This window comes from Acidobacteriaceae bacterium (genome assembly GCA_028283655.1).
Lineage (GTDB): Bacteria > Acidobacteriota > Terriglobia > Terriglobales > Acidobacteriaceae > Granulicella.
On the sequence record JAPWKE010000003.1, the window covers coordinates 1,383,227 to 1,402,886 of the forward strand.

The 19,660-nt window shown below is 55.5% G+C and carries 16 protein-coding genes; 2 read left to right on the plus strand and 14 right to left on the minus strand.

Features of this window, described 5'->3' with window-relative positions:
- The first annotated feature begins 65 nt into the window (after positions 1-65).
- Both PW792_08655 and PW792_08660 read left to right on the plus strand, forming a co-directional pair.
- Entirely contained in the window at positions 66-2,150 is a 2,085-nt protein-coding gene (locus PW792_08655) for an ATP-dependent endonuclease (GenBank protein ID MDE1162002.1), read from the plus strand.
- Positions 2,113-3,882: a UvrD-helicase domain-containing protein gene (locus PW792_08660; GenBank protein ID MDE1162003.1), complete on the plus strand. Its 1,770-nt coding sequence runs from the start codon at positions 2,113-2,115 to the stop codon at positions 3,880-3,882. The genes PW792_08655 and PW792_08660 overlap by 38 nt, the downstream gene beginning before the upstream one ends.
- 33 nt (positions 3,883-3,915) lie before the next feature.
- Here the strand turns inward: PW792_08660 and mobF are convergent, their stop codons facing one another.
- The 14 genes from mobF to PW792_08730 form a co-directional block, all read right to left on the minus strand.
- Complete coding sequence (mobF, locus tag PW792_08665) at positions 3,916-7,242, minus strand: MobF family relaxase (protein ID MDE1162004.1); 3,327 nt, start codon at positions 7,240-7,242, stop codon at positions 3,916-3,918.
- Positions 7,236-9,155, minus strand: coding sequence for a type IV secretion system DNA-binding domain-containing protein (locus PW792_08670; protein ID MDE1162005.1), 1,920 nt, complete (start codon positions 9,153-9,155; stop codon positions 7,236-7,238). The genes mobF and PW792_08670 overlap by 7 nt, the downstream gene beginning before the upstream one ends.
- A gap of 80 nt (positions 9,156-9,235) precedes the next feature.
- Positions 9,236-9,616 (minus strand): ribbon-helix-helix domain-containing protein, encoded by a 381-nt coding sequence (locus tag PW792_08675; GenBank protein MDE1162006.1) that lies wholly within the window; start codon positions 9,614-9,616, stop codon positions 9,236-9,238.
- Between the two features lie 179 nt (positions 9,617-9,795).
- Positions 9,796-10,110: a hypothetical protein gene (locus PW792_08680; protein MDE1162007.1), complete on the minus strand. Its 315-nt coding sequence runs from the start codon at positions 10,108-10,110 to the stop codon at positions 9,796-9,798.
- A 24-nt stretch (positions 10,111-10,134) separates the two neighbouring features.
- Positions 10,135-11,085: an ATPase, T2SS/T4P/T4SS family gene (locus PW792_08685; protein ID MDE1162008.1), complete on the minus strand. Its 951-nt coding sequence runs from the start codon at positions 11,083-11,085 to the stop codon at positions 10,135-10,137.
- Positions 11,086-11,153: 68 nt separating this feature from the next.
- The gene (locus tag PW792_08690; GenBank protein MDE1162009.1) at positions 11,154-11,549 is read right to left on the minus strand and encodes a single-stranded DNA-binding protein; all 396 of its coding nucleotides are present in this window, start codon (positions 11,547-11,549) and stop codon (positions 11,154-11,156) included.
- A 466-nt stretch (positions 11,550-12,015) separates the two neighbouring features.
- Positions 12,016-12,702: a VirB8/TrbF family protein gene (locus PW792_08695; GenBank protein MDE1162010.1), complete on the minus strand. Its 687-nt coding sequence runs from the start codon at positions 12,700-12,702 to the stop codon at positions 12,016-12,018.
- Between the two features lie 9 nt (positions 12,703-12,711).
- Complete coding sequence (locus PW792_08700; protein ID MDE1162011.1) at positions 12,712-13,569, minus strand: type IV secretion system protein; 858 nt, start codon at positions 13,567-13,569, stop codon at positions 12,712-12,714.
- Between the two features lie 24 nt (positions 13,570-13,593).
- Positions 13,594-14,313, minus strand: coding sequence for a hypothetical protein (locus tag PW792_08705; protein MDE1162012.1), 720 nt, complete (start codon positions 14,311-14,313; stop codon positions 13,594-13,596).
- Between the two features lie 132 nt (positions 14,314-14,445).
- On the minus strand, positions 14,446-14,739 hold the full coding sequence (locus tag PW792_08710) for a hypothetical protein (protein ID MDE1162013.1): 294 nt from the start codon (positions 14,737-14,739) through the stop codon (positions 14,446-14,448).
- A gap of 7 nt (positions 14,740-14,746) precedes the next feature.
- Entirely contained in the window at positions 14,747-16,012 is a 1,266-nt protein-coding gene (locus PW792_08715) for a TrbI/VirB10 family protein (GenBank protein MDE1162014.1), read from the minus strand.
- Positions 16,013-16,049: 37 nt separating this feature from the next.
- On the minus strand, positions 16,050-16,811 hold the full coding sequence (locus PW792_08720; protein ID MDE1162015.1) for a TrbG/VirB9 family P-type conjugative transfer protein: 762 nt from the start codon (positions 16,809-16,811) through the stop codon (positions 16,050-16,052).
- Between the two features lie 14 nt (positions 16,812-16,825).
- Positions 16,826-19,315, minus strand: a complete 2,490-nt coding sequence (locus PW792_08725) for a DUF87 domain-containing protein (protein MDE1162016.1) — start codon at positions 19,313-19,315, stop codon at positions 16,826-16,828.
- Positions 19,315-19,617, minus strand: coding sequence for a VirB3 family type IV secretion system protein (locus tag PW792_08730; protein MDE1162017.1), 303 nt, complete (start codon positions 19,615-19,617; stop codon positions 19,315-19,317). The genes PW792_08725 and PW792_08730 overlap by 1 nt, the downstream gene beginning before the upstream one ends.
- Positions 19,618-19,660: the final 43 nt, after the last annotated feature.

Sequence of the window (19,660 nt, forward strand, 5' to 3'; positions counted from 1 at the left end):
GTGGTGCGATAATCATCGGATTATAAAATCACAGCCCAGTCGTTGAGCGGGAACAAGGGTGTCGCGTGTACATCGGCAAGATTGCTATACGAAATTTTCGGTTGTTGGCGAAGGTCGAGCTTGGGCTCGAAGAACAGACCACTGTTGTCGTTGGACGTAACAACAGCGGGAAAACTTCGATGTCAGAAGTACTACGTCGTTTTCTCGACAAGGACAAATCCATCTTTCAGCTTGAGGATTTCTCTAGCGCCTGTTACGACTGCTTTTGCGAAGCCTATGACAAACACAAGGCGGGTGAGGCAGACGAAGATGTCAGGAAAATCATCCCCCATATCGAACTTCGCCTGACATTCAAGTACGACCTCGATAAGCCCTATAACCTTCTCAGCGATTTCATCATTGACGTGAACGAGACTGCGGACACTGCCGTAGCGGTTGTTCGGTACGAGCTCAAAGGCGGGTCGATCACTCCCTTTTTTGCCGATCTTCCCGACGCGCCGCTCACCGAAGAGAACCGAGGGGCTTACTTCCGTGATCTTCGGACGCGGCTTCCGCAATTTTATGAGTTCAAGGTATTCGCGGAAGACCCGTCAGATCCCGAGAATACTCGATCCATGAGTCTGAGCACGTTGCAAGGACTCATCCACACAGGGTTTATCAACGCTCAACGCGGTTTGGACGGGGCGACTTCGAAAGACACCGAGGTTCTTGGAAGGATCCTGGAAGGTCTATTCACAAACGCTTCCTCGCCCAATGCCAACACGACTGAGCGCGTGATTGCAGAAGCTCTCAAAGAGGCCGTTGCCGAGATACAGGACAAGCTAGATACCAACTTTGCAGGTGAGTTGAAGAAGCTGATCCCTACGTTCAAGACCTTTGGTTATCCGGGATTAGGTGGCCCAGAACTTCAGACTGAAACTACTCTCGACATTAAGAGGATGGTCACAAATTTCACCAAGGTCAGCTACTCAGGCTACTCCGGTGTCTCTTTTCCTGAAGCGCACAACGGTCTGGGCGCTCGAAATCTGATCTTCATCCTTCTTCAATTGGTCACTTTCTACCGCAGCTACCGAGCATCGACACCTGCGCCTGGTATCCAAGTCATTTGCATCGAAGAGCCAGAGGCACACCTTCATCCTCAAATGCAGGAAGTCTTCATCAAACAGCTATCGAAACTGACAACTGAATTGAACCAAGGCGCACAAGACGATCCGTGGCCCGTCCAGTTCATCGTCTCGACACATTCTTCGCATGTTGCAAATGCCGCCGGTTTTGAGAACATTCGGTATTTCATGGCTTCGCAAGTTGGAAACATACCCAACGTCTTACATACGAAAGTGAAAGACCTCCGCATCGGGATGCAGGCGTTGGACCCCGACGCTTCCACCTTTCTCCAGCAATACTTGACGCTGACCCGTTGCGATCTGTTCTTCGCTGACAAGGCAGTTCTGGTTGAGGGGCTAAGCGAACGGCTGATGTTTCCGAGCTTTGTAAAGCAGCTAGAAATGCTACAACCAGCGCTACCCAAATTGTCTACGCAGTATTTGACCGTACTTGAAGTGGGCGGAGCCTACGCGCATCTCTTCTTCGATCTCCTAGAGTTTCTCGAACTGCCTTCGCTCGTATTGACAGACCTCGACAGCGTGGGGCCGCCACACAATAACGCGTGCGCAGTCCACGTAGGAACAGCGACAAGCAATGGCTGCATTAAGAGTTGGTTCGAAGACGATCATGCTCTCGCGACTTTAATCGCAAAAACTAACGATGAGAAAGTGAGCGGTGGTCGTCGCATCGCATATCAAGTTTCCGAAGTAGCAGGAGGACCTTGCGGTCGAACATTCGAAGATGCTTTCATTCTCGCGAATGCAACTCTCTTTGGTCTTACTGGCGCAAATAATGCAGAGCTGGAGATAAACGCTCGCGAGATTGCTTCTGGTGAGAAGAAGTCAACGTTTGCGCTCAAGTATGCGATTCAAGAGAAGGGTTGGTCTGTCCCTCGGTATGTCCGGGAAGGGTTGGCATGGCTCGCTGAGAGGCAAGCCTACTTAGACCCTGACCCCCAGCTTCAAATGCTGGCAGAGGCGACAGTGGCAGTTCCGGAAGCGGTCACGCTTGCAGCCGTTCAAGGGGAAGCTGATGCCGAAAACTAAGCCGACCAATCCGGCGATCCAAGCCAGTGAGCAAGCCCTCGGGAAGCTGCGTGAGTGCCTTTCCGATAAGAAATCCTTTGTTCTGGAAGCCGGAGCGGGTGCCGGGAAGACATATTCACTTGTACATGTACTGCGTGATCTCATTGATCAGCACAAATTCGACTATCCGAGAGCGAACAGCAAGATTGCTTGCATTACGTTCACGAATGTTGCTAAGGACGAAATCCTCTCTCGAACCGATCGAAGCCCTCTGATTCAATGCGACACGGTACATGGGTTCTGCTGGGCCCTAATCGCTCCCTTTCAAAAGCAGCTAAGAGAACTTGTGCCTACTTTGCCAGAGTGGATAAAGAAACTGGCCGAGGAGCAGAAAGTCGTTCCAGAAATCGTGGAATACAGTTTCGGGCATAGACGGGTAGGAGACAAGACCCTTTCTCTTGGACATGATGACATCATCCCTTTGACCGTTGAATTGTTGAAGAGTGTCAAATTCAGAACCTTGTTCGCGTCACGCTACCCGATTGTCCTGGTTGATGAATACCAAGACACCGATGCCTCTTGGATCGAAGCGATCAAGACACACTTCTTGGGGTTACCGAATTCACCATTGTTTGGCTTCTTCGGGGACCACTGGCAAAAGATCTACGAGGGCGGCTGTGGGGAAATTGTTCATCCCTCGCTGACTGTCATTGGCAAGCAGGCAAACTTTCGGTCTGTGCAGGACATTGTTGATTGCCTGAACCGGATGAGGCCCCAGCTCACACAGTTTTCCGAAGACCCGACCTCCAAGGGGGAGGTCTCGGTATTTCATACAAACGGCTGGACTGCGACAAGAAGAAAAGGCGCTCACTGGGCCGGTGATCTACCAGAAGAGATGGCGGGACAAGCTTTCGACTCGGTGAAACAATCCCTGTTGGATGGTGGTTGGGATTTCTCAGCGCAGCGCACGAAGATTCTCATGTTGACGCACCGTGCGTTGGCAAAGGAGCAGGGATATAGCAGTCTTCCTGGGATTTTCAGCTTCAACACTTCCTTTACGAAGAAAGAGAATAAGCTGATCGCATTTCTCGTGGACAGTTTAGAGCCTGCGGTTGAATGCTTCGTCGATAAGCGATATGGCGCAATGTTTGCCGCATTGGGCAGCAAGATTCCTCCAATCAAATCCAAGGCCGATAAGAAGCGTTGGTCGGACTCAATGAACAAGCTTCTCGAACTCAGAGCCACGGGAACGGTCGGTGACGTCGTCTCGCATCTCCGATCCGCTAAACGTCCTTGGTTACCGGACGCCGTTGAACAGCTAGAAAACGATCTGGATCGAATCGACTCGTTTGCCGATGGCGAGGTTCCACGAGGCATAAGCGAACTCGCAGAATTTCATAAAGTGCCCTATCGGGAAATCGTCGCTCTTCGTTCTTACCACTCTGGGTTTTCGCCGTTTGAAGTGAACCACGGTGTCAAAGGCGCAGAATTTGAGAATGTGCTGCTTGTTGTCGGTCGAGGCTGGAGTGACTACAACTTCGCAGAGATGCTGGAATGGGCAGCGAATCCAGCCGCTGTCCCCGCCGCGAAACTGACAAAGTACGAGCAGAATCGGAACCTCTTCTATGTGGCATGTTCTCGACCGAAAAAGCGGCTCGCCATCCTTTTCACCCAACTGATGTCTCCGGCTGCTTTGGCAACCGCCACATACTGGTTCGGTGCAAACTCGATGAGTGCGCTTCACCAGCCGTAATGCAGTTGTTCCGTGAGCGATTTGGCTCTTTGGTCACAAGGACAGACCGGAGCCGGAGCTTTGGTCGAAACCCTTTAGTTCGGCCCGTTCGATTGCGGGATTTCCGGCTAGGCTTAGGCCAAGCGGAGCCAAGGCTTCTTCTGCGAGGAGAGGACGCGCTCCTCGGTCAAAGAACTGTCCCGCATTATCAATGTGTAGCCACCCCTTCGGCTCTGCGGTCTGTTGGTAGCTCTGGATGTCACCATGCTCCCGCCGCCATACTAGCGTATCCGTTTGGGCCGCGCCGATCGCAGCGATTGCTGGCTCCCAATGGAGCGTCTGCGTGGATGTAGGCTGCAGACTTTCCAAGACTTTTCCAATGGGTTGTTCTGGCTCAGATGTGACAAGTTCGGTCACTCGATTTGCGTATCTCTCAGCGAGAGAAAGTGTTGAAGGCTCGGCTTCAGTTCGCCGGACATGGTCTCCAATCAGATTGCTGGTAGCTTCGGTTCGCGATATGCCTTGCTCTAGCTGTCGTTCCGCAAAACGAAGGTCTTCCCGAATGACCTCCGGGGACAAGGTCGAAGCGTACACTTCAACCGGCATCTTCTGTCCTTCCTGGTTCACTTCCTTTATATGGGCGTGTTCGTTTTGAAAGTTCATCGTCTTTTCCTTCGGTAAATTGAGTTCAATGGCTGCCGTCTTACTCACATCTCTGCCGAGATCCTTTGCCAGACGTGTGCTGTCGTCGGTGTAAAGCCGCACATCGAAGGCCGCTCGCGAGACGGCAACATAGGCAAATCGCTGGTTGACTAGATCGCGGTGGGCGGACACGTCCACATTGATGAGAACTCGGTCGGCGGTGAGCCCTTGAGAACTATGGGATGTGACGGCATAGCCATGATCGAAGTGCCTCATCTGCTCAGGCCGAAAGCTGACCGTTCTTTGCTTTTCGCCATCAAGACGGACGCGCATTTCCATCGGCGTCGCTTTCTCCACCGTTCCTAGCTGGCGGTTCGAGATGCCTAGCTCGCGATCGTTCGTTGTGAATTGAAGTCGGTCACCATTTGCAAATCTGCGCGGCGTTTCGCGATACGCAGTGATCCCGCGAAGGCGCTTTGGGTCGTAGCTGACCTGTTGACCGTCCTGCCGTTCCACGGTCAGCCGGTTTGCTTGCTCATCGATCGCGCGGACCGTCGCGTAGCCCAGCGGAGCTATCCCTAATTCCTTGCTACCACGGGTGTATTGCAAGACATCACCAGCCTGATATTGGGCGGCCCATTTTCGATCTTCGCTATTGAGTTCGGAACGCGCTGCCAACACCTTGAATTCTGTCTCTGCTCCGTGCAGACCACCGCGCTCCCTCAGCTCAGAACGAATCGCTTGGTTCAGCTCAACGCGACTCGCGTTATCAGGTGAGATGACGATAGTCCCGACAGGTTGAGCCGCGTACTCTCGGGCAATCTCTGCGACACGTTTTGGGCGGTCCGGCGTTTCGTACACTCGCCCCTGCTCTTTGAGTAACCGAACACCATCAGCCGTTTGTCCCTGCGAAAGATGCTCCACAGCGCGATGAAGTCCGGCGTCTTTCTGCCGGATGATCTCGTCTAGTTTCGATGTTTTGAGCCCTGCGTCTTGTAGCTGCTCAAATGGTTTCCCAGCGTCAACGCCCTGGTGCTGACGAACGTCTCCAATCAAAAGAACGCGATCACTCGGCCCGATCTTTTCGAAAAAGCTCTGAATCTGCTTCGTGCTCGTAAGACTCGACTCGTCAACCATGAAGAGACGCTTCGCTTCGGGATCAGAGACTCCCTGCGCTGAACCTCCGCGAGTGAGGAATTTCTGTAGAGTCTCAGCATTGACTCCTGCCTCCCGAAGTTGATTGGCAGCGCGATTGGTTGGCGCGAAACCTTCGACGGCGTAGCCGCCCCGCTCAGCACCCTCGCGTATGGCTTTTAGGGTCGTTGTCTTCCCACTACCCGCGTATCCCTGCAGACCATGTACCCGGTCAGATGTCGTCAATACTTCCTCTGCCGTTCGGCGCTGGGCTTGATTTAGCAGGTCAACGGAAGCGACATACTTGGCTGCGTCGTGTGGCTCCATGATCGGAGGTGCCGTGTTCTTGCCGGATAGGATGAAGTCGATATTGGAACGTTCCGCGTGGAGCATGTCGCGCGTGGTGAAGCGGGTTGCGGAATGCTGTCCCGGCACTTCCACTTTCAGAAACTCTCCCGCTGCCTCGCGTTTATGGAAGTTCGCTGCAACCTCGGAAAAGGTGACTTCTCCCATCCCGCGCCGGAGGGCGTCGCGCATGATCGCCCGCTCATCGATGACAGCGTCCCGCTCGAAATTCCTCGCCTTGGAAAAGCTCACGCTCTCACGCGCTTTCTGCTGCGGGTCACTTTCTTTCTGCTGCGTGTGCTGTCGTTCCTCAGCACGTTCGCGTGCTTCTTTCACGACACGATCCGCCTGGTTTCCGAACTCGTCCGCGATCTGTCGATGCGCTGCCAGCACCTTCTCTGGCGTCATGATTTGTTTACGATCTCGGGTGGTATGGGCTGCGATCTGTGCGGCCTCGGGACTGGAGAATCCACTCCTCGCGAGAGCTTCTTCAATCTGCTGACGCCGGGGGCTGGACGCGGCCAGATATTCGGGCGAATACCCCTTGATCTCGGGCGCACCGCTCCTGCCAGGCTGAATCTCATAACCGAGATTCTTCAGTCGGTACATTAGCTCCGATTGATAGACGGCGGTGGCAAACTGCTGCGAGGCGAAGAGGCTCTGGGGCTGCAACGCTCGGTATGAGCCGTCTTGGCGCTCCGTCATGTTGAAGACCACGGCGTGCGTGTGGAGTTGAGGAGCCGCATAGCCGTTCACCGGGCGAGCGGTGTCATGCTCGAACTTTGCAGCTACAAAGCGTCCAGTAGATTCGGGCGGATGGTTCCCACCTATCCGGGCTTGCGTGTATCGTTCCAGCTCCGAAAGAGCGACCGTGACGGCTGCTCGATGAGCATCACGCACGCGGTCATCTCCTCCAACCAAGGCCGTGAGTGAAACAGATTTCGGCGCTGAAAAAGTCGCGTCCCAGCCCGCCCGATGCTCTACAGGTTTTACCGTCTCACCCTGAGCGTTCTTGTACTCCTGCGCCTGCCGATGTTGAACAAGCTGGGCCCAGGTTCGAGGATGCTGCCCGTTGCTCAAGAGAGCGAAATCTTCGGCGGCTACACCTTCAGTGAGCCCAAAGGCACCGGCCATGCGGCCTTGCCACTCGCCAACGATCTCGTTGCCTTGCTTCCAATAGTTCTGCTCCGCCGCTGTGAACTCCTTCGCGTGGTACGTCTGGGCCTGCCCGGCACTCAGCGGCTTGGAAATGGTTAGCATTCGGGCAAGCGGCCTTTCAGCGTGAACAGGGGCCTCGTCTGTCCAACCGCAACGTCATCCTCTGGCTCTTGCACCGCTACGGGGACAGCGGCAGGCACCACTTCAACTTCCGCTTCGAGGTCGGGCGACTCTGGCAATGTCGGAATGCCGTGGAGCCGCTGAGGGTCAAAGTCGAGGGCATCGTCTTCGACGTCCCTCGGCTGAAAGCTCTCGGCAATGATGGGCCGGTCCAGGTACTCGAAGGCGAAGCGCGCCACCTTGTTTCCGAGCTTGAGATACGCTCGCCGCTCCTCCAATCCGCTCACCTCTGAATCAAGCACCAGCGGCTCAACCTGGCGGTCAACGGTGAAGTTCCTACCGTTCCGGCTGCCATCGAAATGAGTCTCCTTCACCCGCTCGATTTCTACCTTCCCAATGGCATTCGAAACCCACTCGGCGGCCTTAGGCTCGGTTGTCTTGAGAAAGATCTTCGTGGCTGGCTGAGACAGCATTACCTCGGCGAGATGCCCATAGATGTTCTCTAGCTGAGCCTTGCCCTGAAACCCAAGTACAAGAGGATTCTTGCTTTTCCGGTTCTCGGTGATGGCCGTATGAAGCTGTGGCAGTCTTTGCAGGCTGGCAAGCTCGTCAAGGACAAACCAAACAGGCGTCTGATGTTCTTTCGGGGCGCTCAAGAGCCTCAATACCAGCCAGTCAATCCAGAGGCTATGCAACGGCTGGAGTGCGTCCCTTTCCGTGGGTCGGGATGTGATGAATATCCATCCTCGCCGCGTTTCAGCCCATTCGGTAGCGCACCAGCGATGGCCCTTCGCGTCTTCGAGGGTGGGCAACATGCGAAGGCTGTCAGCCACCAATCCGAGCGAAGAAAGAACGCCGTTTCGCTGCGGCGGAGAGTCTCTGGCAATCATGGTCGCCATCTCTGTTCCACGCACCTGCTTGTCTATCTCGACCGGATTTGCCATCCAATCCGCGAGCTGCCGGGGCGTTGGCCCGGTGCGGAGAAGATGGGCAAAGATCTTCTGCGGAGTCTTGGTGAAGAACTCGTCCCTCTGGGTGTCCGTTGGCTGGTACAGAGACTTGGCGAGCGTCTTTGCTTCGGCTTTGCTCCGCAATTCTTCGGACGGCCCCCAATACGGACACCGCTGATCGAGAGGGTTCAGAACGATGTCGCAGCGGTCGGGCCGGTAGAAACGCTGGATGAACTCGCACGCCGGGTCGTAGACGATTGCGGTGTGCCCCCGCTCTTCGATCTGGCGGAGTACCTGCATGATGAGCGTCGTCTTTCCGGCTCCGGTATCGCCCATTAGCTCGATGTGCTGGGCTTCGGAGCGGGCCGGAATTCGCATAAGGTCTTTCGACTCTGAGGTCTTGAATCCGATTCCGTCTCCGCCGATTTGCTGGTTGAACTCCATCGGCGTCAGCATCACCGGTCCCTTCAACAATCGTCCGTATTTCATCTGGCGGCGACGCTTGATGTCCTTTCGGATAGAAAACGGGAGTTGAATCAATAAAGCCAGAAAACCGAAGAGGATCGGCTCCTCGTAGATGGAACCGAGGCCCTCGCCGGCGAATACGGATCGTTTCAGATAGTCGCGCAAAGCGGCATCTTTGAACTTCGTCTCAGGTCCACGAAAGAGGACATCATAACCTTGGCGGAGCGCCGCCTGGCTCGGTACGAGGTCTATCGATTTGCCTCCGGGTTCGGAAGTCCGCCCAACCTGAACGTCGGCCTCGACCGGCATTCGTGGTGCGGCTTCGACCCCGGTGATGAAAAGGAGTCGGTACTTATCTTCCCGCGTCGCCCCGAACTGGGAAGCGATGCTCGAACGCAGGTAGATCGGCGTATAGAAGCGCTGCAGCGGAGTGTTGCCGACCGCGAAGCGCAGGTAAAGAAACAAGCTCGTCAGGATCAACGCCAGGAAAGCAGCTCCATACGCGTAGATCGGCGAATGCGGAGGCCAGATGACGGTTTCTTTGCGTCCCCATTGGGTAGTCATTTGCTCGCTCCAATCTTTGCAATCAGGTCTGCGGCAATCTCCGTTTTGGAACGGCGAACCTCTAGCACGATGGCATCGAAGGTCTGTTCGGACATCTGCTGGCCCGTGGCCAACGGCTTGAGAACAGTCGTCAGCAACAGGCGAAGACCGACTATCTCGGTAAGGTCGGCGGGTGGCTCGTGCGTGGGACTCGGCTTGTCGAGTTCGCGCAGGATCAACTCTCGGACGAGTTCGCCTCGCTGGACGCCGCGAGCTTCTGCGAGCGTATCGAGCCGATCTACTTCGCTTCGGTTGAGCTTTGACGAGACATTCACCGTGCGAAACGCTGCTCGCTTTTCGGCTGCGGCGAAGAGATTGTCGGTGTCGAGAAGTGCCATATTCGGCTCCTACGAGCAGGAATCCTCAAGAATCCCTGCTCGCGCTAAGTGACGGATTCTAGGAACCCGTTCTGAAGAATCCCCAGGGATTCTTCGCACGACCCTCGAAGGGGTGGAGTGTCAACTTTTACCCGGTGCGCAGCACCGCTCACGTATCGGGCAAAGATTCCGATGGAGGTTCATGCCTTACGAACCGCCGAAGACTCCGCTGATTCCACCCCGGATACTGGCTTCTTCAGAGTGGGCGAAGGCTCTGTCGTAGTCGGAGCTTTACGAACACGAAGAAGAGACGGAACCGACCGAGCAGCATCGGTACGGAGGAAGTCCTGGAAGTCGCGGTCTTTGGAGAAGACATAGCCAAGGGCTTTGTCGACGACATCATCAGGCGAAGCCTTGATGAAAGCGGCATACTGATCGACTTGGGTTGCAGTGACTTCTTCCAATCGGATTGAGGCACTGATTTGGCGGTTGGTGGCTACTTCGATAAGCGGCATTGGCGTTCTCCTTTGGGTGATGATTCAAGCTGAGAAGACGGTTTCGATCTGGAAGCGTTTGGCGTCGCGGTCATAGCCGGAGAGTGCGAGGGCTTCCCGCACAACTCGACGGCCAGGTTCACGCTCGATGTGGACGGCGAAGTCGACCGCATCGGCGATCTCTGCCTCTATGTCGGCAAAGTTCGATTGGGCATGGCTTCGCATGACGAGATTGGCGAAGCGATGCAAGGCTTTCTCAGCGGTGTTCGCGTGGATTGTAGCCAGCGAACCCGAATGGCCGGTATTGAGCGAATCGAGCAAGGTGCGCGCTTCAACACCACGAACTTCGCCTAGAATGATTCGGTCGGGACGCCACCGCAATGCAGACTTCAAAAGGTCATCGAAACTTACGGCCGATTTGAAGGTATCGGTCTGGCATTCAACCGCCAGGATGTTCGGCTTCTGAATGGCAAGCTCGGCGGTGTCTTCGATCACGACGATGCGCTGATGCTCTGGAATCGCATCCGCCAGGATGCGGAGCAGAGTCGTCTTCCCAGTGCCCGTTCCGCCGCTAATGAGTAAAGTCTTTCCCTCTGCGATTCGCGCGAACAGGAACTCCGCAAGCGGACGCGTCAGCGTACCGCGAGCGATTAGATCTTCGACTGTGAAGCGACGGCTGGTGAACTTGCGGATGGTGATAGCCGGAGCTGGTCTTGAGACCGGAGGGAGAACCGCCGCTAGGCGGCTCCCGTCCGGCAGTTGAACATGGAGCAACGGCGAGTCGGCATCGAGCCGTTTCTCCATCTTGTTCGCGATCACTTCCAAGCCAACGCGCAAGCTGTTGGCATCCATCGTAACGCCTGCTTCGCGCTGAAGGACTCCCGCTCGCTCAGACCACCACGAGCCATCGGGATTGCCCATGATCTCGCTTACGCTCTCATCTAGGAGAAGCGGCTCAATAGGGCGAAGGAATGGAAGGATCAATTCAAAGCTCATAGCGGATGCCTCAGGAGTGATGGAAGGCCGGCGTAAACCGGCCCTCCAGTTTGTGGTGAGGAAGCGGCCTAAGCGGCCACTTCCTCGGCGGGGACATCCTCCGCGACATCCCCGATCTCGTCGTCTTCCGAAGACACCTTGGCTGCCCGATCCAGCTTCAGAATCGAGTCCACTCGGATCTCGGTCACAGTTTCTTTCTGGCCGGTCTTGGTGCTGTCGTACTCCCGGCTGCGGATCTCGCCCTCTACGAGGATGTGAGCGCCTTTCTTTAGCGAACCGGCAAACTCTCCGAGCTTCCCGAAGACGACGCATTTGTGCCATTCGGTGTGCTCAATCCACTTGCCATCCTTCTTATAGGAGGACTTGGTTGCGAGGGAGAAACGAGTGAGGCTGCGGTTGCCGTGGGTGCGAATTTCTGCGTCGTTGCCGAGGAAGCCGATGAGCTGAACGTTGTTCTTGTACATGGTGATGATCTCCGTTTCGTTGATTTCCCGTATCCTGCTCGGGTCACACATAGCGAAGCGAGCGAGTGTGCCCGGCTCCCAAGTGCCAAGCTCTGCATTTACGGAGGGTCCGTCGTAGACGGAAACCGTAACCCGAAGGGCGACGTAGTCGAAGCAGAAGAGCGCCGAGCCGCAGGGCGCCGGTAAGGCACCGAAGCGTGATCCCGAGAAGAGGACGGGAAACGAGGCGGCAGAACACAATCTGAACGACGTTTAGCCATCTCTCCTCGGCGGCAAGAGTCCACATCAACAGCGGCCCATTTTCCCTGCCACCTGCAGCTCCGCACGGATGGCAATGAGCACTTGATTGGCAGCATCTCGAAGCTCGTTCCCGGTCGATAGGGCGCGTTTGAAGACGAGTTGGGCTGTGCAACCGGATTGGCAGCATGAAACGGCATGGTGTGACCTCAGATGTGGGTTCGGTTCTTTAGCTGAATGCCTGGTCTGCTCGGAAGCGGACGATGGTGAGTCCGAGAGGATCAACCGCGATTTCGTTATTCTTCACAAGATCCCGGAAGACGTAGGTAACGCTGGCCGTCCATCGCTCCCGCTTGAGCTCGGAATGATCTGCCGGGTTTGTGTATACCTTCTCGAACTCAATCCTCGCTGAATACGGTGACTGTCGAAGGTCGTCAAGGACGACGTTCTTCACTTCGACATCGACGTATGGGAGTGTGCTGTCCGCTCGATAGTTCACGATGATGTTGTCTTTGCGTTCCTGTTCGATCACGGCGCGCTGGACATCGCTATTCAGAAAGTAGAGAGCGCTGGTTTGATCACGCTCAATCGTGTAGCGATTTCGGCTGAAGTAGAGCTCAGCCCAACGCGTGAGGTAATACTTATTTTCCGCCTCCTGAGGCCGGTAGGCGAAGTTACGATAGTCCACAGCTTCCGCCTGCCCAACGTCGTTGATACGTACAATCATCGGCTTGGCAGACGCTAGAGCCTTTTGACTCTTGAACACGGCCGCAGCTAGGGCCATGCAGACCACCACGAGGCACAATATCGTGATCTTGAGGTAGGTGTTCATGACCAACGGCTCCGCATTCGATTCGAGGTAGCGTTCGGCGGCCCGTGTGAGTTCGGAAGACTGCGACATGGTTGTGCTGGACATGATTCCTCCTTAGCCCATCATTGCGGTGGTTGCGAGACTGGTGAGGATGCCGGTGCCGGCGTCGTGTCCGCCTGTGCTGCCGGAAAAGATCGAGGCTGTCATTGCAGGAACTTTGAGCAGTATGAATCCGCAAACCAAGACCAACAGGATGAGAGTCGGGAGTTCCTTCACCATCGTGCCCGGATCGGTGAACCCGCTCATGACCGTGTAGTAGTGAGCTAAGAGTTGTGACATGACGCTCAATGCAGCTGCGGCAACGACCTTGTAAAACGAGAATCCAAGGAAAGCTCTCAACCATCCCCAGAAAAGAAACTCCAGCTTGTCAAAGACAAGAAATGGAATGAAGATCGGCCCGAGAAGGCCCGTAATCGTGCTGGCTACAGCGCCGTAGGCGATGATGACAGCTACAAGAGCGGAAAGTGTAGAGATGAGTACCTGAATCAACGCAAAGATAATCGCGTTATACGGATTCATGGCGGCGGACATCATCCCCGGACCTTCAACGGACTCAGCCTGCTTCAACGTTGATGTGATGTTGGCGGCGCTATCGGTTCCAATCGCGTTCACTAGGTACTGCGCTCCTCCGTTGATGAAACCCTTCAAGGAGTAGCCAAGACCAGGTATTGAGGAGTCGTAAAACTTGACCATGACGTAGGCGAACGTGATCAACATGAAGAAATTTAGAAACTTGCCAATGGCGAAGCCCGCGCCACCTTGAGCAGAGGCCAATGCTTCCTGCACGCCGAACCAAACGAGCATGATCGTAGCGAGAGAGATGCAAATATGTACGCCCATCGAATCAACCGAAGGGCTGATCGTGCTGGTGAGGGACGTGCAAGCCTGGGTAATCCAATTTAGGAGATCCATATTGTTCCTCTCTCGCTGACGGGTTTAGTAGCGCATCGCAGCTGCAGCCCCTGCGTAAGAAGGAGCCGCTGCTGCATAGCCGGTTTGGTATTGATTTGCCCGCTGGAAGGTCGACTTCAGCCCATCCTGTTGCTGCTTCTGCGCAACGATCTGCTGCAAGGCGTAAGACTGGGCGATTTGGTTTGCTTCCTGCTGTTGTTGGAGCTGAAGGATCAGCGCTTGATTGATGCGCTGAAGAGTCGCCAACTCCGTGTGCTGACTGGGATCGGTTGATTGGGTCTGGGACTGCAGAGCCGTGATCGCCGCTTGGCGCTGTTGTGCGTTGGCGCGAATCGTTCCGAGGGTTTGGAGATTACTCGCGCTGACTGAGTCGTTAAGGTCAACAGTTGCGCCTTGCGCTGCCACCTGTTGCTGCCCTGACAAGCTCAGCGATCCGTAACCGGCCATCTGTCCGGTACGGGGAACAGACGCCTGCTGGTACGCCAGTTGAGCGTTCGAGCCGGTGTTGGCGGAGTTCATCCAAGGCTGGGAGTTCCCGTAGGTATTGGCGGCCTGGTTTAGCTTTGCCCAATACGACCACGGAGAAAGATACGGCTGATACAGACTGCTGGGGGCCATCGACATCTGATGGACCACGTTGTACGTAGCGATCGCATTGTCAGCCAGCTTCACAGAGTTGGTGAAGATGTTCTGGCCCTGCTCAATCTGCTGGAGAGCGTGCGCGGCTTGGGTTGGGTCGTACACGATGCCGCTTCCGAATTGCGCTCTGGCGAGTAGCGGCGACATTGCCAGAACTAGGACTCCAATTTTAAGAAAACGAGTTCTCATTGCCCGGCCTCCTTAGGCTGAGTGGTTGGTTGTGCGTTTGGTTTGGGATTACTTCTGGACGGCTTGCATCTGCTGCTCAAGCGCCTTTATTTGGCTCAGTTCCTGAGCACACTTTTGGTTGTGCGCCGCCTCTTCCTGAGGCGACGGAACCTTTGGCTTCGTTCCCTTGAAGTAGGAGTCCGCCCCCTGCATTCCACTGATAGGTTCTATGCAGTCAGCTTGATAGCGACTCTTGAGCGGGTCCAACTGAGCATTCAATGCATCGAGCTTGGCTTGCTTGTTCTCGCATCCGGCCATGGCCAAAAGAAGCAACAGAACGAACGATGTGGGGATTCTCTTCATAGGCACCTCAAAACGACTGCGGGATCGTGTGGTTCTCCACCGCAGGCAGAAGCATGTCCTGGGTGATGTAGAGCTTCACGCGATGCCCCTCGCGGATCGTGATGGTCGGGGGAATCTGCATGAAGCGATCTAGGATCGTCGTTGCAGACTGGGAAACGGAACCAGAGGCTCCGCTAGCGAAGACCGCCGGACCGGAGGCCGTAAGAACAGCTCCTCCCTCGGTAATCTCCGAAGCTCCGGCGATGACGCCGAGCGCAATGGATGCACCGAAAATCTGAAGGTAGTGATTGTTTACCTTGTCCTTCAGACCCTCTTCTCCAATTTGATCCAGTCCGTGAAACTGGTCAAGGTCTACGGAATAGCCGTCAGGCATGATGAGCCGATGGAATACAACGGCCATCCGTCGTTGCTGCCCAAAACCACTACTTCCAACCTTCTTGGCTTCTCCCAGAGCGATCGTCCCTTCAGGGATGAGAACGTGCTGGTGGTCGTGGGAATAGACGGGGTTTGACACCAACACCTTCACCGGGCCGACGGCGTCACCGTCCAGCCGGTTCATAAGAACCGTGTCTACGGTTGTTCCTTCGTAGATCACGTAGGGCTGACCGGTAGCAGAGTCGATGTTGACTTCGGGAGCTCGCTTTGAAGTCGATGTTTCGGCACTGACGGTATGGGCGGCGGGCGAAGCCGGTCCGCCCGTCTGCGGGTTTCCAGAAGGCGGGACTGGAACCTGAGACTGAACCGATTCTTGGGCTGCGGGCTGGACAAAGGCCAGATTCGAGGAGAATCGTCCATCGAATGCTTTGTCACTCTCTTTAGCCGCAAGCATCTGTCGCTCCTGCTGCACGGCTGAGGGCTGACCGCCGCCGCCCGAAGAATAAGGGCAAGGTTGGCCGGGTGCGCAAGCGCCTTGGCCATTCGAGCCATAGCCTGCTGCAACCGTTCTCTGTGCGGCTGTTGCATTGGCGAGCGTAGGATCAAGCGCCGCTTGAGCCGCCGCGTCCTGCGCTTGCTTCTGCTTCGCGGCGTCCACCTGGTCTTTGAGGTCTTGGACGTTGTTCTCGGTGTTGTCCTGAACGAGCGGCTGCGGCGGAGCGTTCTTCGATGCCGCCGAGGCCGTAGTCTTCTTGCCATACGAACTGAAGATGGCGGCCAAGATGACGAGTGCTGCTGCACCGAGGTAGAGAAGCGGCTTCGTGTTCTTTCGAAAAACGCCCTTGGGGTCAAAAACGCGGGACTGAAGAGATGGTTGGGGCACGGATTGCTCAGACATGATTTGCTCCTTTCCTGCTCGGTTCTAGCGGGTAGCGTTAGCTCTTGCGAGTGAAGTTCATTTTCTTCTTGCCAAGCTGGACGTAACCGTTGTCCATGACGAGCGGGATAACGTAGGTGCCATTCCGTAGGTCATAGCTCACAAGATTTGGCTTTCCGTCCTTCATGTCGTAAACCGCGAACTTCTCGGTGGCTTTCGTCGTGATGTAGGTGAACTTGTCGTCGTGATAGATCGACTCGATATCGAAGGGGGCTTTCATCGCGTTGAACTTGTAGTCGAAGCGGAGCTTCGTCTGGTAGTCGCTCTTGAACTCATCAACGGCCTGGGTGACGTGCGACTGCAGAGCGGCGTACTGCGCTTTCGATTGCTCTAGCTGCGCTGCCGGAACAAACTCAGCTGGACCGCTCGAAGCGACCAGCGAAGAATGGTCTGCGGGCTCGACTATGACCTTTAGGTCAGGGAGAGCGGTTGATCCCGAAATGTCCTGCAACGTGAACGTATAGTCATTGCCTTTATCCGTCTTCAGGTGAAGATCGGTGCTGATGCCGGCCTTGGCCGGATGGATGAAGCAATCGTTATTGACGACATCCACCGCCCAGAACTCTTTATCACCCGTGGCGGCAAGAATGATCTTCTCGGTGGCTGGCACCTCGATCAACGTGCTGTACTTCATCTTGGCCCGGATAGGGACGATGTCCGAGGAATGGTAGGAGACTTTGCGAGCACCAGTGGTCTCCTGCGCGAGCACGGAGACACTGGCTGCGAGAGCGAGGACGATGGAGATGAGGACGCGCTTCATAGGACACTCCTTTGTTACCGGGTTGAGGTTGAGGTGACGGCCAGCGCACGCGGCCGGAATGGATGGTCTTTGGCAAGTTGCCGCAAGCCTTCGGCTATGCCGAAGCGAGCGAAGTAATCGCGCTTCACAAGGTTGTCGCGGGCATTGTTGGTCGCCGTCCAATGGCTCACCGAATCGACATTCAAGTGAACTTTCTTGGAACTTTGCGCTTTGCGCACCAGCATCTGTCCTGGCGGTACAAGCCCGGCGATCAACTCCAACTCGGTATCGTTCAGATGGAATGCTTCGCGGTACAGATCGCGATTCATTTCGGGGTTGGCGAGGAAGATCTTCGTCGGACAGCTCTCGGACACGATCTGCAGCATTCCTGACTCTTCAAGCTCTTTGAGAGACTGTGTGGCGAGTACCATCGCAGCATTATGTTTGCGCCAGGTCTTCTGAGCTTGGACGATGTAGTTGCGGATGGTCTCGTTCTTGACGAACAGCCAAGCCTCATCAAGTAGAAAGATCTTGAACGTTGAAAGCTTCTCAGGATTGGCGATCTCATTCGACGCGCGATGGAGAATGTAGAAGAGCAGCGGCTCCAATACCTCGGGTGCATCGCCCCAACCGCCAAAATTGAATGTCTGGAACCGGTTGAAGGTGAGGGTGTCTTCGACGTTGTCGAAGACGAACCCGTACTGCCCCTTGGCAGTCCAGCGATGCAACCGTTCCTTCAGCTCCCCAACGATGTTCGCGAAGTTGGAGACGGTGCGCTGCTCTGGTTCTAGGACGTAGGTGCGCTCGATCGCATCCCAGAGTTTCCGCTCTTCCTTGAAGTCGAGCCTGTAACGCCCCTCCGAACCCTCGATCAACACGCGGAAGAGACTGAAGAGAAACTGCAGGTTCTCTTTGGTCGGCTGGAGAGAGAAAGGGTTGATAGTGAAGTCTCGCGACTCCCGTCCCACATTCAAGTAGCTTCCATCGAAGATCGTGGTCAGCGATTGGAAGCTCCCGCCGATATCGAAGATGTAGGTTTGCGGCTGATACTTCTGAGCGTTCTGCAATAGGAAGTTGGCGAAGTACGATTTACCGCTTCCTGTCATCCCAAGGATGAGCGAGTGCGCCACCTCACCGTTATGCAGGTTGAGGAAGTATGGCGTGCTGTTGTCGGTCTCCATCACGGCCAAGTATTCGGCACCCAAGTGGGAGTTGTGCTTCTCCCCCGGCAGGATTGAGAAGAGAAAAGACAGATCAGCGTAGTTGCTGTTCAGCATGTACATACGCCGCAGATTCAAGCCATAGTTGCCGGGCACGATGGAGAAATAAGCATTGAGCTGGTTATAGGTCTCGGCATACAGGTTGCCGTCTGCCGTGGTGAAGATGCCGGCGAACTCGCCTGCCAGTCCTTCAAGCTCTTGCTGGCTCTTGCCGTAGAGCAGAATCGTGAGGGAGAAGTCGCCTAGCGACTGACCCTCACCGAGCACGCGTAGGCAGTCACCCAGATTCTCGATGTCGGCTTGCTTTGACTCGTCTACAAGAACATCGCGGGGGTTGGTCTGCGTCGCATCGTTACCCATCTGAGAGACGAAACCGGTCTTCGAGACGTTGAAGTGACGGCGGCGCTTCGTGACTTCTTTGCGGGCCTTGTCGGCAGACAAGGAAGCCCATTCGGTACAAACGATGAAGCTGGCTGGGATCTTGAGAAGCGCGTCAAGCACTAGCGGGCGCGTCTCGGTGATGGCTTCTTTCATCGTGAGGAGGCGCACGAAGTGATCGCCGACGCGCAGATGGTCACGCTCTGCCTCAATGGACGAGTTCACAACTTGGTAGTCGAGGAATTGGCTGCTTTGCGGCTTGCCCGCAATGCGCCAGTCATCGAAGTTCAGGAGACGGCGAAAGAAGGTGAACTGCTCCTGCTGTCCGAGTGCAGCGATCTGGACGAAGTCCTGGAGCTGCCGGACGAAGACTTGCACTCTTTGCTCAAGGCGAGCGGTTGCAGCTCCAAGCTGCGACCGCATGAGCGTCTTCATGCTGTTGCTGCTGAACTGGCTCTTGAGCTCATTGAAGCCAGCGGCAGGGTCGCGGAAAAGCATAGCGAGTCCAGCCCCGATGCCGCGCTTCGCCCTCTGGCCTTCTAGCAGGACAACGTAGAAGATCTCCACTTGAAAGAGTTGCTGGCTCTTGCTCTCGAAGAACGTGCGTCGCTGGTCGATGGCTGCGTCTACAACCGCATCTTCGTAGCGGGCGAATGGAATATCGGGACGGTTTGTCTTGAAGAGGTACTGGTAGATGCGGAGGCCCGGGCCGAATGTCTTCATTGCGGCTTCTAGCCTCTTCACCGCATATTCCTGCTCGCTCTGGTCAAGGCTCTCGTAGTCCACACCCTCCACCTTGAGCACCATGCCGACATCACCTGCTTTGGTGACAAACACTGTGTCATTCCAAAAGCCGTACAGGCTGATGTGGTCGTTAAGTTCTGCTGTCTCTCGCCAAGGCTTGATTGCTCGGGAAATGTTGAACATCACCGTACCTCCACCAGCGGTACGCGCTGCTTGGCGGCGTCGTAGCGCGTTTTGAACTTCTCGGACTTGGCGAGGATTCGCAGGTAGGCCGGATCGGTGTTCGTGACCCAGTGACCGAAGGCGAAGCCGCCGATGAATACGCCGATACCGGCGAGGAGCGAATTGAAGAGGTTGAACACCCCGACCGCAGAGACACAGATGAAGAAAAAGAGTGTGCGTTCGATGCCAAGATAAGTGAGGGGCTTGTGCAGACTCTTGAACACCCTGTTGCGGCGTCGTGACGTTCTCAATTGCTCTGACATAAGCCCTTCGATTTGGTTGGTGGGTGATGGTTGAAATGCAAGC

Excerpts from the sequence above, each read along its gene's own strand:
- mobF (MDE1162004.1), bottom strand. The coding sequence starts at position 7,242 with ATGCTAACCATTTCCAAGCCGCTGAGTGCCGGGCAGGCCCAGACGTAC.
- PW792_08675 (MDE1162006.1), bottom strand. The coding sequence starts at position 9,616 with ATGGCACTTCTCGACACCGACAATCTCTTCGCCGCAGCCGAAAAGCGA.
- PW792_08680 (MDE1162007.1), bottom strand. The coding sequence starts at position 10,110 with ATGCCGCTTATCGAAGTAGCCACCAACCGCCAAATCAGTGCCTCAATC.
- PW792_08685 (MDE1162008.1), bottom strand. The coding sequence starts at position 11,085 with ATGAGCTTTGAATTGATCCTTCCATTCCTTCGCCCTATTGAGCCGCTT.
- PW792_08690 (MDE1162009.1), bottom strand. The coding sequence starts at position 11,549 with ATGTACAAGAACAACGTTCAGCTCATCGGCTTCCTCGGCAACGACGCA.
- PW792_08695 (MDE1162010.1), bottom strand. The coding sequence starts at position 12,702 with ATGTCCAGCACAACCATGTCGCAGTCTTCCGAACTCACACGGGCCGCC.
- PW792_08700 (MDE1162011.1), bottom strand. The coding sequence starts at position 13,569 with ATGGATCTCCTAAATTGGATTACCCAGGCTTGCACGTCCCTCACCAGC.
- PW792_08710 (MDE1162013.1), bottom strand. The coding sequence starts at position 14,739 with ATGAAGAGAATCCCCACATCGTTCGTTCTGTTGCTTCTTTTGGCCATG.
- PW792_08715 (MDE1162014.1), bottom strand. The coding sequence starts at position 16,012 with ATGTCTGAGCAATCCGTGCCCCAACCATCTCTTCAGTCCCGCGTTTTT.
- PW792_08720 (MDE1162015.1), bottom strand. The coding sequence starts at position 16,811 with ATGAAGCGCGTCCTCATCTCCATCGTCCTCGCTCTCGCAGCCAGTGTC.
- PW792_08725 (MDE1162016.1), bottom strand. The coding sequence starts at position 19,315 with ATGTTCAACATTTCCCGAGCAATCAAGCCTTGGCGAGAGACAGCAGAA.
- PW792_08730 (MDE1162017.1), bottom strand. The coding sequence starts at position 19,617 with ATGTCAGAGCAATTGAGAACGTCACGACGCCGCAACAGGGTGTTCAAG.